Raw genomic sequence first — 14,336 nt, 5'->3', positions numbered from 1 at the left:
GGTAAGCAGTGAGTGGCGTCACGAGCGTAAGCACGGGACATGACCAGAGCATGAACATCAGGTGCCCTGGAGTGACTGTTATCCGGCCGTGATCACACTGCCCGGATCAGCCACCTGGCCGTGGTTAGTCTGCTCGCGTGACCCGCCCCCGCACGGTTCCGGTCGTCGTGTGGCTGATCGTGCTGCTGCACCTCGCCGTGCTGCTCGGTCAGACCGCCGTCTTCCCCAACGTCCGTTCACCCGACGAGCGCCAGCACGTCGACCTGATCCTCCAGGTACGGCAGGGCGAGGCCTGGCCGTGGCCCGGACCCGGCACCACCCACCTCACCCAGGGCGTGACCGCCGGCGGCTTCGTCGAGGCCGACAGCCTCGACGGGCCCCTGCACCTCGCCGACCGCCAGGATGTCCCGCCGCGCGGCGAACGACCCACCTACCTGGAGGCCGGTGGCCCTGCCACGATGACCGTCGACGTGCCCGGCGGCGAGACCGAGCCGGGGTTCAACCAGCTCGTCCAGCACCCACCCCTGTACTACCTGCTCGGCGCCGGCGTCGTGGGCCTGGTCCCCGACTGGGAGAGCGCACCCCTGGACCAGGTGTGGCTGCTCCTGCGCTGGTGGAACGCGCTGCTCGCGCTGCCGCTGCCGCTGCTGCTGTTCGCCACCGCACGCCGGCTGCGCCTGCCCGAACCGCTCCCCGTCGCCGCCGCACTGGCACCGCTCGCGATCCCCGAGCTGACGCACCTGGCCTCCGCCGTCAACAACGACAACCTCCTGGTGATCCTCGGCGCGTGCGCCACGCTCCTGGTGACCCGCGTGCTCACCGGCGACCTCAGCCGTCGCACCGCCGCCCTGCTCGGGCTGGTCACGATGCTCGCACTGCTGACCAAGGGCTTCGCGCTGCTGCTGCCCGCGTGGATCCTGCTCGCCTACGCCGCCGCCGGGTACCGCCACCGCACCCGCCTGCGCAGCGCCGCGACGTCGCTGCTGGTGGCCGCCGCCGTCACCCTTCCCGGCATCGCCTGGTGGATCCGCAACCTGGTGGTCCACGGCATGCTGCAGCCGCACGGCACCCACGCCACCCCGCCGGACCTCACCCCGGTCCACGGGTGGTCCGACGGCGGCCTCACCTGGCTCGGCCGGTTCACCGAGCGCATGATCACGCTCTTCTTCGTCCAGGACCACGCGGCGGCCCGCGAGCACGACGTCTCCTGGTGGATGGCCCGCGTGGCGCTCGTCGTGATCCTCGCGGGCATCGGCACCGCCCTCGTGCGCCGCACGCTCCGCCCCCTCGACGCGCTCGTGCTGCTGTTCCCGATACCCGCCCTCGCCGGGATCGTCGCCCGCGGCTCGTGGGAGCAGTTCGCGGCCTTCCACGACTTCGGTGCCGCGCAGCAGGGCCGGTACCTGTACACCGGTCTCGTCGGGCTCCTGGTCGTCGCGCTCGCCGGCGCGGCGGTGCTGCGGCCCCGGTGGCGCCGCACGGTGCCACTCGCTCTGCTGCTGCTCGCGGGCGGCATGCACCTGGCCTTCCAGCACGACGTGTGGCACCTGTACTGGATGCCCCACGACGGCGGGCCCGGAGCGTTCGTCCAGGCGCTCGCGACCGTCGGCCACTGGTACGCGTTCCCGAGCGCCGTGCTGGTGGTGCTGACGGTCGTGGGCCTGACGCTCTGCGCCGCCGTCGCCGTCTCGCTCACCCGCACCGCCGTCGCAGGCCGAGGGCCGGACCGCCCCGCCCGGCCGGCCGCGGACCCCCTGGTGACCACGTGAGGCGCGCACTGGCCCGGGCCCTCCCCCGGGCCGGCGGACGGGCCGAGCAGCTCGCCGTCCTCGGCGCCGTGGTCTCGGGGATGCTGCTGGCCCTGCTCGTTGCCCTCGCCGACGCCCCGTACGCGACCGGCGACGAGCCACCGCACGTCGACTACGCCTACCAGGTGTGGCACGGCGAGCTCCCCGTCTTCGAGGACGGGCTCGAGCTACGGCCAGACGGCGCCTGGCTCGCCCCCGTGCAGTGGACCGCCCAGCACCCACCGCTGTACTACCTGCTGATCGCCCCGCTCGTGGGCCCGTTCGCCGACGCCGGCCACCCGGTCGCCGCCGTCTACGCGGCGCGCGGGGTGAACGTGCTGCTCAGCGGCGTCTTCGTGCTCGCCGCCTGGTGGAGCGCCCGGCGTCTGACCCGGCCGGGCAGCACGCTGCCCGCGCTCGTCGCGTTCCTGGCCGGCGCCATGCCCGCCGCCGCGCACGTGGGCGGTACCGCGTACAACGACCTGCTGGCCGCCACCGGGGTCACCGTGCTGTTCGGGCTGGCGGCGACCGCCGTGCGGCGCGGGCTCGACCCCCGGCTGATCACGTGGCTGTCGCTCGCCGCCGCGACGTGCGCCCTCACCCGGCTGTCGGCCGCGCTCATCGCCGCCGTGATCGCGGCGGTCGCCCTGGCCGCCGGCACCGTCCGCGCGGCGCAGGGCCGCGGCCGGTGGACCCACGTGATCGCGCTGGCGGTGGTCGGACCGGGCGCGGTGCTGGCCACCAGCGGCTGGTTCTACCTGCGCAACGTGCGGCTGACCGGCACCGTCACGGGGTCGCACTTCGACTGGGCGCTGGAGAACCAGAACCGGCAGGAGCGGCCCGTGTGGGCGGTGCTGGCCGACCCGGAGACCTGGCTCCGCCTGCCCGACCTCTTCTGGTGGGCCGGACGGCTGCCACCGAACACGCCGCTCACCGTGACCACGCTGGTGGTCACCGCGCTGCTGCTGGTGTGGACGCCGCTGATCGTCGCGCTGGTGACGGCGGCCCGACGTCGCACCCTGCTGGTCGAGCGGACCGTGGACGGGCTGCTCCTGCGCGCCCTGCCGGTCGTCGCACTGCTCGTGTCGGTGTCCGTGCAGGTGGCGTACGCCTCCAGCAGCGGTGGCGTGTACCCGCGCTACCTGCTGGTGGTGTCCCTGCCCCTGTGCCTGGCGATAGCGGCGGGCCTCGCGGTACGGCCACGGCTGCTCGTGCCCGCCTGGACCGCGGTGACCGTGCTCGACCTGGCGGTCTGGCTCTCGGTCGAGCTGGCCACGCCCCCGCAGCCGGGGTACTACGACGAGGCGTCGGTCCCCGCGGCGGTCGTCTGCGTGCTGGCCGTGACCGCCATCGTCGGCTCGGCGGCGCTCGCGCTCCGCGCCGTCCGGGCGCCGGGCGGGACCCGCCCGAACCGGGCGGAGGCCACCACGGCGGCGGCCCCCACGACCACCGTCACGGATCCCACCAGCACGAGCTGAAAGCCGGTCAGGGGGCTCCATCCGGCCCAGCGGGCCGCGGCGTCGACCACCGACTCCCCGGGACCCTGGTAGAAACCCCAGAACCCGTGGGCGAGCCCGCTCGCCGCCGCCGCGGCCGCCGCACCGCTCACCCATGGCACCGCCCGGCGCAGCCGCGTCCCGAGCAGGGCGTGCAGGCCCAGCGCCGTCCCGGCGGCGAGGGCCAGGAGCCCCGCGAACAGGTACCGGCCCTGGATCGCGGAGATCCACCCGTGCGCGGAGTAGTCCGGCCACGCGTTCACCAGGACGCCGCACCAGAGCGCCGCCGGCAGCAGCAGGAGCACCGCCGTGGCACGCCGCGCGGGACCGCGCACCACGGCCAGACCGCACAGCGCCCCGACGACGACGGCGGCGCTCCAGAAGACGGCGTCGGGCAGCCGGATCTCCAGCCAGCCGAAGTTGCCGAAGAACGATCGGGTCAGCCCCGTCACCACCACTCGGAGGAAGTACCAGAGGCCGTGCGGCTCCGCCTCGACGAACCGGTCCGGGATCCCCACCGGCTGGACCGTCCCCAGCACCAGCAGGTTGCGCAACCACCACCAGCCGCCGACCGCGAACGCCACCGAGCCCGCGACGAGCAGCCCCACCGCGCGTCCGGCCCGCCGTCCGGACGCCAACAGGTAGGCGGCCGCGACCATGGGCAGCGCGAACGCCGCCATGACCTTGGTGAGCAGCCCGACGCCGACCACCACACCGAGTCCTGCCGCCGTGCGGCGCCGGAGATCGCCCGTGAGCACCCGCGCGCACTGGTAGGCGGCGACCGCCCCGCTGAGCGCGACCAGCGCGTCGTTGGTGACGCTGCCCAGGATGTGCCCGACCTGCGGCACGAACAGCGCGAACGACGCGGCGACCAGTGCCGCCGCACGCGATCCGGTCAGGCGCCGCACGGCCGCGGCGGTCAGCAACGGCACCGGCAGGAGCAGCGCGACGTCGAACAGCCGCAGCACGAGCAGCTGCACGTCCCAGCGCGCCTCGGCCGTCCCCGTGACGTGCAGCACGCCGGCCGCCACCGCGTAGTACAGCGGCGGGTGCTGTGTCATCTGGTCCACCGCCTCAGGGTCCAGTCCTCGGGTGTCGGTGCCGGGAGGCACCGGGTCCGCGAGGGCGTTCTCGCCGGTGACCAGGGCCCGGTCCGCATCGCGGAGGGGCAGCACGGTGACGAACGCGGGCACGTCCTCCCGGTCGAGGTGCCTGCCGGGCACGTCGGTGTCGAGCGCCGCCTGGTCGCGTGCCTCGTCCACCGCGGGGCCGACGAGGGCCTCGCCCGCCGGCGGCCAGCCGCCGCCGTACGCGAGACGCAGCACGCTGTTGACGTGCTGGGGCTCGTCAGGAGCCCGGAACGCCGGGGTCAGCACCGCCCAGACCACCCCGACCAGCGTGACGAGGGCCGTGCTCAGGGCGAGGGCTCGGCGGTACGCCGTCTCGGCAGGATCGTCGCGCACACGCACAGAGTAGGGCCAGACCGACCGACCTCACCTGCCCGGGCGGCATCCGTCCTCGTGGCGGTGCGGAACCGGACCGCCGATCGGACGTATCGTCGGTAGGTGCCTCCGTTTTCTCACCGTGGCCGGAACCGGCGGCCGGACCGCAGCCCCGGCCCGGCCGGCAGCTCCCCCGGCAGCGCCGGCGGCCCCGGCAACTCGCCGGGTCCGGGCAGCTCGCCGGGTCCAGGTAGCCCGTCCGGCATCCCCAAGGCGTCCCAGGCCGATCTGCTCCGGCTCGCCGCCACCCGCCCCGACGACACCGGCGGGCAGCCCGGAGCAGCCTCGGCCGGGCCCGTCCGTCCCAAGCGCAGGGATCGCCGCGGCCGTGGTCTGCGCGGCCCCATGTTCCCGCCCGGCACGCCCGCGCACCGTACGCGCGCACAGCGGTTCGACGACCTCGTGCTCGACGTCGTCGAGGACCTCGACCGGGTCTGGGCCGCGCAGCTGCGTGGTACCGAATTCGCGGTCGAGGACGTCCCGCCGTCGGACCCCGCACCGTGGGAGGACGGCGGCGTGCTGCTCGGCCGGTTCTTTCCCCCGGAGGCCGGCCGGCCGGGGCGCGTGGTGGTCTACCGGCGGCCCGTCGAGGTGCGGGCCTTCGACCGGGAAGACCTGGCCGACCTGGTGCGCGACGTCGTCGTGGAGCAGGTGGCGCACCTGCTGGCGCGCACGCCGGAGGAGATCGACCCGAACTTCGGCGACCGGTCCTGATCCCGGGAGGCCGCCGACCGGCTCAGCCGACGGCGTCGACCCTGCGCACGGGTACGTCCCCGCCCGCAGCGAGCGGCGCCGTGGGCGCCAGCACCGAGAACAGGGTCGTGTCGTCGGCCTCCGCCATGCGCACCGACCAGACCACGCCGGGCTCCTCGGCGGGCTGCTCAGCGACCACCGCGACGGTGTCGCCGGGATCCGACAGCTCCGCCGTGTCCAGCTCGACGGTCTGGCCGGTGGGCACGTCGGCGGTGTGGGTCCAGACCTCGTCGCCGTCCGGCCCGATGCCGCGCAACGTCACCTCGGTGCTGTCGTCCACGTCCCCGATCCGCTCGGGGTCGCGCTCGTCGGGCAGGCCGCTCAGCGTCACTCCGTAGGTGGCGTCGTCGGGGACGGCGACCGCGCCGTCGGCCACGACGCCGGCCGTGGGCACCGCCTGCCCGGTCAGCCAGGCCCGGTCGTACGGGGCGTCGTCGATCACCGCGTCCCGCGCGGCGGTCCCCTCCCGGTCCACGGCACCGCCGGCGACGACCGAGACGTCGGCGTCCACGACCACCGTGTAGCTTCCGGCGGGCAGGCCGCCCAGCGGCACGGCGGTGAGCCGGCCCGGTTCGAGCGCCACCTCCTCGCCGCCACGCAGCCGGACCGGACCGTCCGGTCCGAGCACCGAGAGGTGCGCGGTCCCCGCGATGGCGCCCGGCGTCAGGAGCTCGAGCCGCGGCGCGTGCGGGTCGTCCACGGCCTCGCCGGTGCTGACGACGCCCGACACCGCCGTCGCGCGCGCCGGTGCGCCGCCACCCACGACGAGGTCGGCGCCGGCCGGCACCAGGCCGTCGATCCGATGGTGCTGGACGTAGGCGCCCACCCGGCCGCCCTCGGCGGTGACGTGCAGCGCGAGGCGGCTCTGGTCGGGCGCGACGGCCTCGAGCATGGTGACGACCTGCTCGCCCGGCGGCACGACGACGAGCGACTGGCTCCCCAGGACCACCGGGCCGGACGCGCCCCATGCCTCCAGCGTGACGGTGGCGGGCGTGCCGCCCGGATTCTGCAGCACCAGGCGGCCGCTCGACCCGACCGCGGTGCTGCCGCCCACCAGCCAGTGCTCGACGGCCGGCACCGCGCACGGCCCGGCGATCATGCCGCGCAGGTCGCCCTCCGTGGTCACGGAGGCCACCGTCGCCGCCGCGTAGGTCGCGCCGCCCGGCGTGACGCGCACCATGCGGGCCCCGGACGGCTCGCCCTGCCGGACGGCGGCGACGTCGCCCGGCTCCAGCGGACCGGTGAGGTCCGCCGACCGTGCACCGTCGAGGGCGGTGAGTACCGGTTCCTCGCCCCGGGCGGGGTCCAGCACCGCAGCGGTCAGCCACGTGGTGGTCTCGACCGGGGCTGCGCTGAACTCGTCGTCGCCGACGTCCGGCTGGTGCAGCTCGGCGGGCGCGGGGCACACCAGCCCCGTCTCGGCGGCGGCCACGGGGACGGCGCGCACGTCGTCCGCCGGCGGGGCCGGGGCCCGTCCGACGTTGTCGGTGACGGCGAGCGCGGCGACCGCCATCGCGCAGAGCAGGCCGCCGACCGCGGCCGCCGCCCGGCGTGCGGCCGCCGGGACCTCCAGCTTCGTGCGCTTCATCGAACCCTCCTGCGTCCTACCGGCAGAGCCAGCAGGGCGAAGACCACCAGCGTGAACGTCGTGAGCACCAGCCATGCCGTGCGGTGGGGCGCCTCGTAGCGGACCACGAGCTGCCCGGCGTCGGGCCCGAGCGCGAAGGCCTGCAGCCCGGCCGCGTGGTCCACCGGCTCCAGCCGACGTCCGTCCACGGTCGCGCGCCAGCCCGAACCCGCCGCCTCCGCCAGCACGACGGTGCGGTCCGCGCCGCCCGCCGAGACCTCCGCGCGGACGGCCGTGCCCGCCGACGGCAGCATCTCGCGCGTGGCCCCGCCCTCGTCGATGCGGGCCCAGCCGGGCGCGGGCCCGCCCGCGGGCGCGACCCGCCACACGGAGACCTCCTGCCCCTCGGTGACCCGGCTCATGCCGGGCACCATGTCGAGCGTGGCCGCGAGATCGCCGACGGAGGTAGCGGCGCCCACCCCGGTGCCCGCTCCACCGCCGGACCGGACCTGCACGGCCCCGATGCCCAGACCCGCCAGCTGCTCCGGCACCCCGTCGGTCGCGCCGGAGACCAACGCGGCGACGGCCGCGTCCAGCGTGCTCGCCGGGTCGTCGCCGTCGGTCCGGCCGTCGCGCGACGCCGTCCTGGCCACTGCCGAGGCGTCGGCGAGCTGCGAGCCGTCGGCCCGCAGGAGCGCGTACTGGACCGTGCCGTCCGCGTCCCCCGCGAATCCGACCTCGAGCACCCGCGCCTGCCGCGGCGGAGCCTGCATCTGCTGCCCGACGGCGGGAACCACCGGGTCGGTCGTCACGTGCAGCTGGCCGGCCCGTCCGGCGTCCGCAACGCTGCCGGAGCCGGTCAGCCACGCGGCCGCCTGCACGGCGGGAAACAGGACGGCGAGCACGACCAGCCCGACGACCGCCACCCGGCGCGTCGCGCCGAGGAAGCCGTGGAGCGCCGTCCCCTGGCCGGCCAGCGTCTGCCCGCCCATGAGGGCCGCGGCGCCCAGACCGAGGAGGAACAGTGACAGCCCGGACCCGGTCCAGCGGCCGTCGTCCTGGGCGAGCACCGCCACGGCGAGACCCGCTGCCGCGACCAGCCAGCCCACCCACGACGTCGCGGCGACCTGGTCCGCGGAGGCCGCCTGCCGCCTGCGGCCGAGGCCCACCAGCGCCGCGCCGAGACCGACCACGGCCAGCGCGAGCACCAGAGCGCCCAGGACCCACGGGCCGGCCGTCAGGATGCCCCGGACGGCGGCCGGCACGGGGCCGTCGTCCGGCACGTCGAACCAGGGAGCCGGGGCCGAGGGCAGTCCGAGCAGCAGCTCCAGGCCCGACGGCTTACCCGGCGCGGGAATGCCCGACCCGGCCAGCGCCTCCGCCGTCAGGAGACCGCGGTCACCGTCCCGCAGCGCCGTCCACCACAACGGGGCGCCGACCACGAGGGCGGGCCCGAGCGCGAGCACGAGGTAGCCGCGCCGGCGCGGCGCCACGAGCATGGCTCCGAAGAGCACGAGGACCGCGCCGGGCAGCAGCGCGGGGGCGCCGGCCACCACGCACGCGAGCAGCAGACCGCCCGCACCGGCCGCGCCCAGCGAACCGGCACTCGTCCGGGAGGCGCGCGTGGCGGCACCGGCAGACTCCTCGGCGGCGCCGTCGGGCGGGCCGAGCCGGTCGACCGCCTGAGCACCCACGGCACGGACGAGCGCGACTGCGGTCCAGGGCAGCAGTGCGTGCGCGAGCACGCCGCCGAGCAGGCCGCCGTCCAGCGCCCCGAGGAACGCGGGCGCGACGGTCCACGCGAACGCCGCGAGCGTGCGCAACCACACCGATCGGGTCACGGTGCCCGCCGCGGCCCACGCCCCGACGGCGGCGACGGGCAGCGCGAGCAGGAGCACCGCGTCCACCGCATGCTGCAGGGAGCCGCCCACCAGGGCCGACAGGCCCGTCAGGACGAACAGCAGGGGGTCGGCCGGGGCCGCGGTGCCGAGTCCGTCGCGCACCCAGCCGGACGTCGCGGCGGACCAGGTCGTCGCCGTCGTACCACCCGCCGGGAGCAGTGCCCCGCCGACCAGCCGTCCGCCCGAGGCGAGGGCGCCCAGCCCCGGACCGAACAGTGCTGCCGCCAAGCCGACGGCGGCGACCACGACCACGCCGAGCGCCGCTCGACGCCGGACGGCGAGCGTGTGCAGCTCAGCCTGTTCGAGGTCGGACGGTGTGGCGTCGACCCGGAGGGCCTCGCCGCGAGCGAGCCGCCTGTCGCGCCGCTCGGCGGCCACCTCGCTCCAGGTGCCGAGCAGCGGCCGCAGCACGCTGCGCGGCACGGTCGACGTGCGGGCCGCGCGACGCCGCGCCCGCAGCAGGGACCCCAGGCGGAACACCGCCCACAGCGGTGCGAGCAGCTCGTCGCGGGCCCGGTCGGGCTGCTTCATGGCCAGCCGGTAGCCCGCGGCGAACGGCGCCCACACGACCATCGCGAGCAGGGCGAACGGCAGGATCCACGGCGCGACCGACGTCAGCCGCAGGTAGAGCTGGCTGCGGCGGCGGGCGCCGGACGAGCCGGGAGCGTGCAGGGCGACCTGGGCGTGCCGCACCACGGCGTCGGGCACCACGACCACCCGGTGACCGGCGAGGCGCACGCGCAGGCAGAAGTCCGTCGAGTCGCCGAGCTGGCCGTAGGCCGGGTCGGTACCGCCGACCTCGCCCCAGACCGACGCGCGCACGAGCGCCCCGGCGAGGCCGACGGCGAGGACGTCCTCGCGCGAGTCGTGCTGGCCCTGGTCGATCTCCGTCTCGTCGATGCCGGTCATGCGCCGGCCGAGCGGCGACACGGTGTGGCCGACCTCGACGAGGACGCCCCGGTCGCCCAGCTCCGGGTCGAGCGGCTCGCCGTCCGCGCCCGTCTCCCAGCGGCGCTGCTTGCAGCCGGCCACGGCCACCGCGTTCGAGTGCTCCACCGCACGGGTCAGGGCCGCCAGCGCCCCGGGAGCCGGCGCCGAGTCGTCGTGCAGGAACCAGAGCCAGCCGTGCTCCGGGGTGCCGGTCGCGGCGAGCGCGGCGGTGATCGCCTCACCGAAGGTGCGGGCGCCGGCGGCGGCCACGTAGCGCGCGCCGCCGAGCTGCAGGTCCTGGTGGCCCGAGGTCGCGGGTGCGGTGTCGACGTCGACCACGACCACGTCGTCCGGGGTGCGGGACTGTTTCCGCAGCGCCGCGAGCGTCGCGGGGAGGTAGGGGCTGCTGCCACGCGTCACCACGACGGCGGTCACGGTGACGGCCATCGGCGCAGGAGTGGCGGACTGGGCAGGCACCTTGGCCCACACGGGCCCGACCGCGGCCTCGTGGGAACCCCGGTCTGGGCTGGGAGCCGACAAGCTGTCGGTACGTGGAGCGCTCATCTCGCTTCACATCATGCGGCGCGTCTGCGCCGACACGCCGCAGACGCGCCGGTCGGACGACCAGACGCTCAGACTCGTCCGCTGCCCGAACCTGCGGTCCTTCGCCTCCGGATCAGACCGCGCGACGCTTCAGCTTGCGCCGCTCGCGCTCCGAGAGACCGCCCCAGATACCGAACCGCTCGTCGTTCTCCAGTGCGTAGTCCAGGCACTCGGCCCGGACCTCACAGCCGGAACAGACCTTCTTGGCCTCACGTGTGGACCCGCCCTTCTCCGGGAAGAAAGCCTCCGGGTCGGTCTGCGCGCACAAGGCGCGCTCCTGCCAACCGAGCAGCGACTCGTCCGGCTCCGTCAGCTCGTACAGCTCGCCGAAAAGCGGCAGGACCGGTGCCACCGGCGCCACCGCGTTTTCCGCGTCAGTCGGGAACTCCACGTCCGATTCCAGAATGTTCCACATGACGTGCCCCTCCATGCCGTGTCCGTGCTCCGGGGCCTTGCCGGACGACCCGTTGCCGATCAACCTGCTGGTCAACCGGCCTGGCCAGACCTGCAGTCTCCTGGCCCCGTTGCGTATGCGCTACGAAAACTGCATACATGGAATTACACGCGTGTCGCCTGGAGTCGTCAAGCGGAAATGTGCTATCGCCCACGGATTCCACGGGTAATTCACGAGTCCTTCCGCAGGTCGTGGCGCACGTCTCACTCGGGACCCCGGGTTTTCACAGGCCGGAGCGACGGAGAGTCGCCACGCCGGGGTCGGTGCGGAGGGGTGGGGTTGGTGTGCCGGGGGTGGGTGTGCCGGGGGTGGGTGCGCCGGGTCTGGCCGCCGAACCGCACGCTGCTGGTCCTGCGACGGATCCGGTGTCGCCGAACCGCACCTTCCTGGTGCTCCGACGGATCCATCGGCGCCGAACCGCACCTTCCTGGTGCTCCAGCGACTCCGGTGACGCCGAACCGCACCTTGCTGGTCCTCCCACCGGCCCACCGGCGCCGAACCGCACGTTGACCACCATCACCGGCGCCCAACCGCATGGAGATGGTCGACCGAGGCCCCGATGGACACGGAGCCTGCGTTTCGGCGCCGCCAAGGACGTTCATCTTGCGGTTCGGCACAGCCCGACACGGCCACCTTGCGGTTCGACGCAGCCAGACACCGCCACGTTGCGGTTCGGCGACGTCCCGACCGCCACACCCTCGCAACCTGCGGTTCGGCGACCGCCACACCCCCGCAACCTGCGGTTCGGCGACGCCCACCCCCACAACCTGCGGTTCGGCCGCAACGACAGAGACGCGCACGTTGCGGTTCGACGACCGGCGGAGTCGCCGGTCAACGGGTGGGCATCCGAACTCCTAGGCTGGCGGCATGCAGATCGCGCCCCGCAGCGGCGGCCCCGTGCCCGATATCGCCGCCCTCCTCGCCCGCCTCGCCGCCGACGGCGGCCGCCCACGTCTCACCTGGTACGGCGACGACGGCGAACGGGTCGAGCTCTCGGGTGCCGTCCTCGCCAACTGGGCGAGCAAGACCGTCAACCTGCTCGTCGAGGAGTTCGACACGGGGCCGGGGACGCACGTGGTCGTCGACCTGCCCGTGCACTGGCGCACCGCGGTGTGGGCGCTTGCCGCCTGGCGAGCGGGCGCGACGGTCGCCGTGCCCGATGCCGACGCGGTGCCGCCGGAGGTGGTCGTCACCGACAGCCCGGACCGTTGGGCGGGCAGCCCGGCCGACCTCGTCGTGGTGTCGCTTCCCGCGCTCGCCCGCCGGTACGACGGCGAGCTGCCCGCGGGAGCCATCGACGCGGCGTCCGCGGTGATGACCTACGGCGACGCCATCGGCTGGGTGCCCGAGGTGGAACCGCAGCGTGACGCGCTGGTGACCGCCGCGGGCGCCGTCGGGCACGCGAGCCTGGTGCCGGACCCCGGCCCCGGCGCCCGCGTGCTGGTGGACGGGCGCGGAGCCGTCGCGGACGTGCTGCGTGACCTGCTCGGGATCTGGGCGGGCGGAGGCTCGGCCGTGCTCACCTCGCCGGCGACCGCCGCCGAGCTGGACCTGGACGATGCGCGCCTGACGCGGTTGCTGAGCACCGAGCAGGCGCAGCGCTGACGTCCGGGCCGCAGCCGGGTGTCGGAATGCCCGGACACGGGCTGTTTGCCCGGGGGCGAACAGGGTCTTCGGGCTTCTCCACGAACCCTCTACGGTCCGACCTCGGGGGGTGCGCCGCCGCGCAACGGCCTGCCTCTAGGATCGGTGGCCGTGACGTTCCCCGACTTCAGCGCCCCCGGTGCGACGACCTCCGCCAAGGGGCCGTCCCATGCCCGGACGCTGGACGCACTGGGTGGTGGCACCTCCCGCACGATCGGGATGGTGCTCGTCGCGGTGCTCTCGCTCGCGATCGCGGGGGGTGCCACGGCCCTGACCCGGCTGACGGGGAACATCGAGACGGCAGAGATGACGGCTCTCGGCACGGACCGTCCGGAAGAGGTGCTGCCGGAGGATCCGAACGCCGGCACCCCGCTCAACATCGTGATCATGGGCAGCGACTCGCGCGGCGGGGAGAACGCGGACCTGGCCGGTGGCGGCGAGATGGGTGCCCGCTCGGACACCACGATCGTCATGCACATCTCGGGCGACCGCTCCCGCGTGGAGATGATCTCCATCCCCCGCGACTCGACCGTGGACATCCCGAGCTGCCGGACGCAGAACGGGGCCACCACGCCGGAGCGGTACGACACCAAGTTCAACGCCGCGTTCTCGCAGGGCGTGCAGTACGGCGGTGACGTCGCGTCGGGCGCGCTCTGCACGGTCAAGACGGTCGAGAAGCTCACCGGCGTCTACATGAACGGCTTCGTGGTCGTCGACTTCGCCGGGTTCTCCTCGATGATCGACGCAGTGGACGGCGTCGACGTCTGTGTCGAGGAGCCGATCTACTCCGAGGACGCGAACCACCTGTCGCTCGAAGCGGGCACGCACACGCTCCGGGGCGTCAAGGCGCTGGACTACGCCCGGGCCCGCAAGGGTGACGGCCTGGGCGACGGTTCCGACCTCGGCCGCATCGGCCGGCAGCAGGAGGTCATGGCATCGCTCGCCCGCAAGGTACTGAGCCAGGAGGTGCTGACCAACCCCTCCAAAACTCTCAAGTTCCTCAATGCGGTGACCGGCTCGCTGACCATGAACAAGGAGCTGGCCAGGATCGACGGACTCGCCGGGTTGGCTTACTCCATGCGCAACGTACGGCCTGACACGATCACCTTCATGACTGTCCCCAACGAGTACGACCCGGTCAGGACGGCCAACGTCCTCTGGACCGACGAGGCCGTACAGCTGTGGGACAACGTCAAGCACGACCGCCCCGTCGGGTTCGACCCGGACGCCCCGTCAGCCGACGCCGAGGGACCCGACGCCGAGGCCTCCACCCCGACGGACGGCGCGAGCACGGAGGCCGGCGCGGATGCTGGGACCGAGCGCGAGGCGGAGACTGGCACCGAAGCCGGTACCGGCGGCGCCACCGAGCCCACGCCGGACTCGACCGAGATCAAGCAGGCCGGTGAAGAGGCTTTCACCGGCGCCGACACCACCAAGGTCTGCGGCTAGCCATGTCAGATCCCAGAACGTCGAACCGCTCGGCCCCAGGGGCCGACGACGACGTGACGCGCGTCCGGATACCACCCAGCTTCACGCCGCAGGGCGGCAGCGGGCGTCCGGGTGCCGACGACGCGATCCCGGTGGGTGACACGGGCGAGCGTCCGCGCGTCCTGCCGGGCGCGGCGCGCAAGGAGCAGGGCGGGCTCACGAACGCGGAGACCCCCGGTGTCGGGGTTCCCGGCGTCGGCGGAGCTCATCG

8 protein-coding genes are annotated in these 14,336 nt (G+C 74.7%); 4 read left to right on the top strand and 4 right to left on the bottom strand.

The genetic code is table 11. The features are described from left to right. Positions 1 to 137: 137 nt before the first annotated feature. Positions 138 to 1,769, top strand: a complete 1,632-nt coding sequence (locus ACFSL2_RS21535) for a glycosyltransferase family 39 protein (protein WP_377199797.1) — start codon at positions 138 to 140, stop codon at positions 1,767 to 1,769. Positions 1,770 to 3,081: 1,312 nt separating this feature from the next. Here ACFSL2_RS21535 and ACFSL2_RS21530 read toward each other — a convergent pair. Continuing rightward, positions 3,082 to 4,746: a DUF2142 domain-containing protein gene (locus ACFSL2_RS21530; RefSeq protein ID WP_377199796.1), complete on the bottom strand. Its 1,665-nt coding sequence runs from the start codon at positions 4,744 to 4,746 to the stop codon at positions 3,082 to 3,084. 102 nt (positions 4,747 to 4,848) lie between these two features. Between ACFSL2_RS21530 and ACFSL2_RS21525 the strand changes: the two genes are divergently transcribed. Next, positions 4,849 to 5,499: a metallopeptidase family protein gene (locus ACFSL2_RS21525; RefSeq protein WP_377199795.1), complete on the top strand. Its 651-nt coding sequence runs from the start codon at positions 4,849 to 4,851 to the stop codon at positions 5,497 to 5,499. A 22-nt stretch (positions 5,500 to 5,521) separates the two neighbouring features. Here the strand turns inward: ACFSL2_RS21525 and ACFSL2_RS21520 are convergent, their stop codons facing one another. The 3 genes from ACFSL2_RS21520 to ACFSL2_RS21510 form a co-directional block, all read right to left on the bottom strand. Next, positions 5,522 to 7,126 (bottom strand): DUF5719 family protein, encoded by a 1,605-nt coding sequence (locus ACFSL2_RS21520; protein ID WP_377199794.1) that lies wholly within the window; start codon positions 7,124 to 7,126, stop codon positions 5,522 to 5,524. After that, positions 7,123 to 10,500: a glycosyltransferase family 2 protein gene (locus tag ACFSL2_RS21515; RefSeq protein ID WP_377199793.1), complete on the bottom strand. Its 3,378-nt coding sequence runs from the start codon at positions 10,498 to 10,500 to the stop codon at positions 7,123 to 7,125. The genes ACFSL2_RS21520 and ACFSL2_RS21515 overlap by 4 nt, the downstream gene beginning before the upstream one ends. A gap of 112 nt (positions 10,501 to 10,612) precedes the next feature. Then, positions 10,613 to 10,954 (bottom strand): WhiB family transcriptional regulator, encoded by a 342-nt coding sequence (locus ACFSL2_RS21510; RefSeq protein ID WP_377200870.1) that lies wholly within the window; start codon positions 10,952 to 10,954, stop codon positions 10,613 to 10,615. Between the two features lie 906 nt (positions 10,955 to 11,860). Here ACFSL2_RS21510 and ACFSL2_RS21505 point away from each other — a divergent pair. Further along, on the top strand, positions 11,861 to 12,598 hold the full coding sequence (locus ACFSL2_RS21505; RefSeq protein ID WP_377199792.1) for a TIGR03089 family protein: 738 nt from the start codon (positions 11,861 to 11,863) through the stop codon (positions 12,596 to 12,598). Positions 12,599 to 12,748: 150 nt separating this feature from the next. Beyond that, positions 12,749 to 14,086 carry an LCP family protein gene (locus ACFSL2_RS21500; RefSeq protein ID WP_377199791.1) on the top strand — a complete coding sequence of 446 codons (1,338 nt, stop codon included), beginning with the start codon at positions 12,749 to 12,751 and terminating at the stop codon, positions 14,084 to 14,086. Positions 14,087 to 14,336: the final 250 nt, after the last annotated feature.

The organism is Promicromonospora aerolata, assembly GCF_042682255.1.
In the GTDB taxonomy this organism is placed as follows: domain Bacteria; phylum Actinomycetota; class Actinomycetes; order Actinomycetales; family Cellulomonadaceae; genus Promicromonospora; species Promicromonospora aerolata.
The sequence above is the reverse complement of the archived record's forward strand: the minus strand, read 5'-3'. Positions and strand labels throughout refer to the sequence as shown.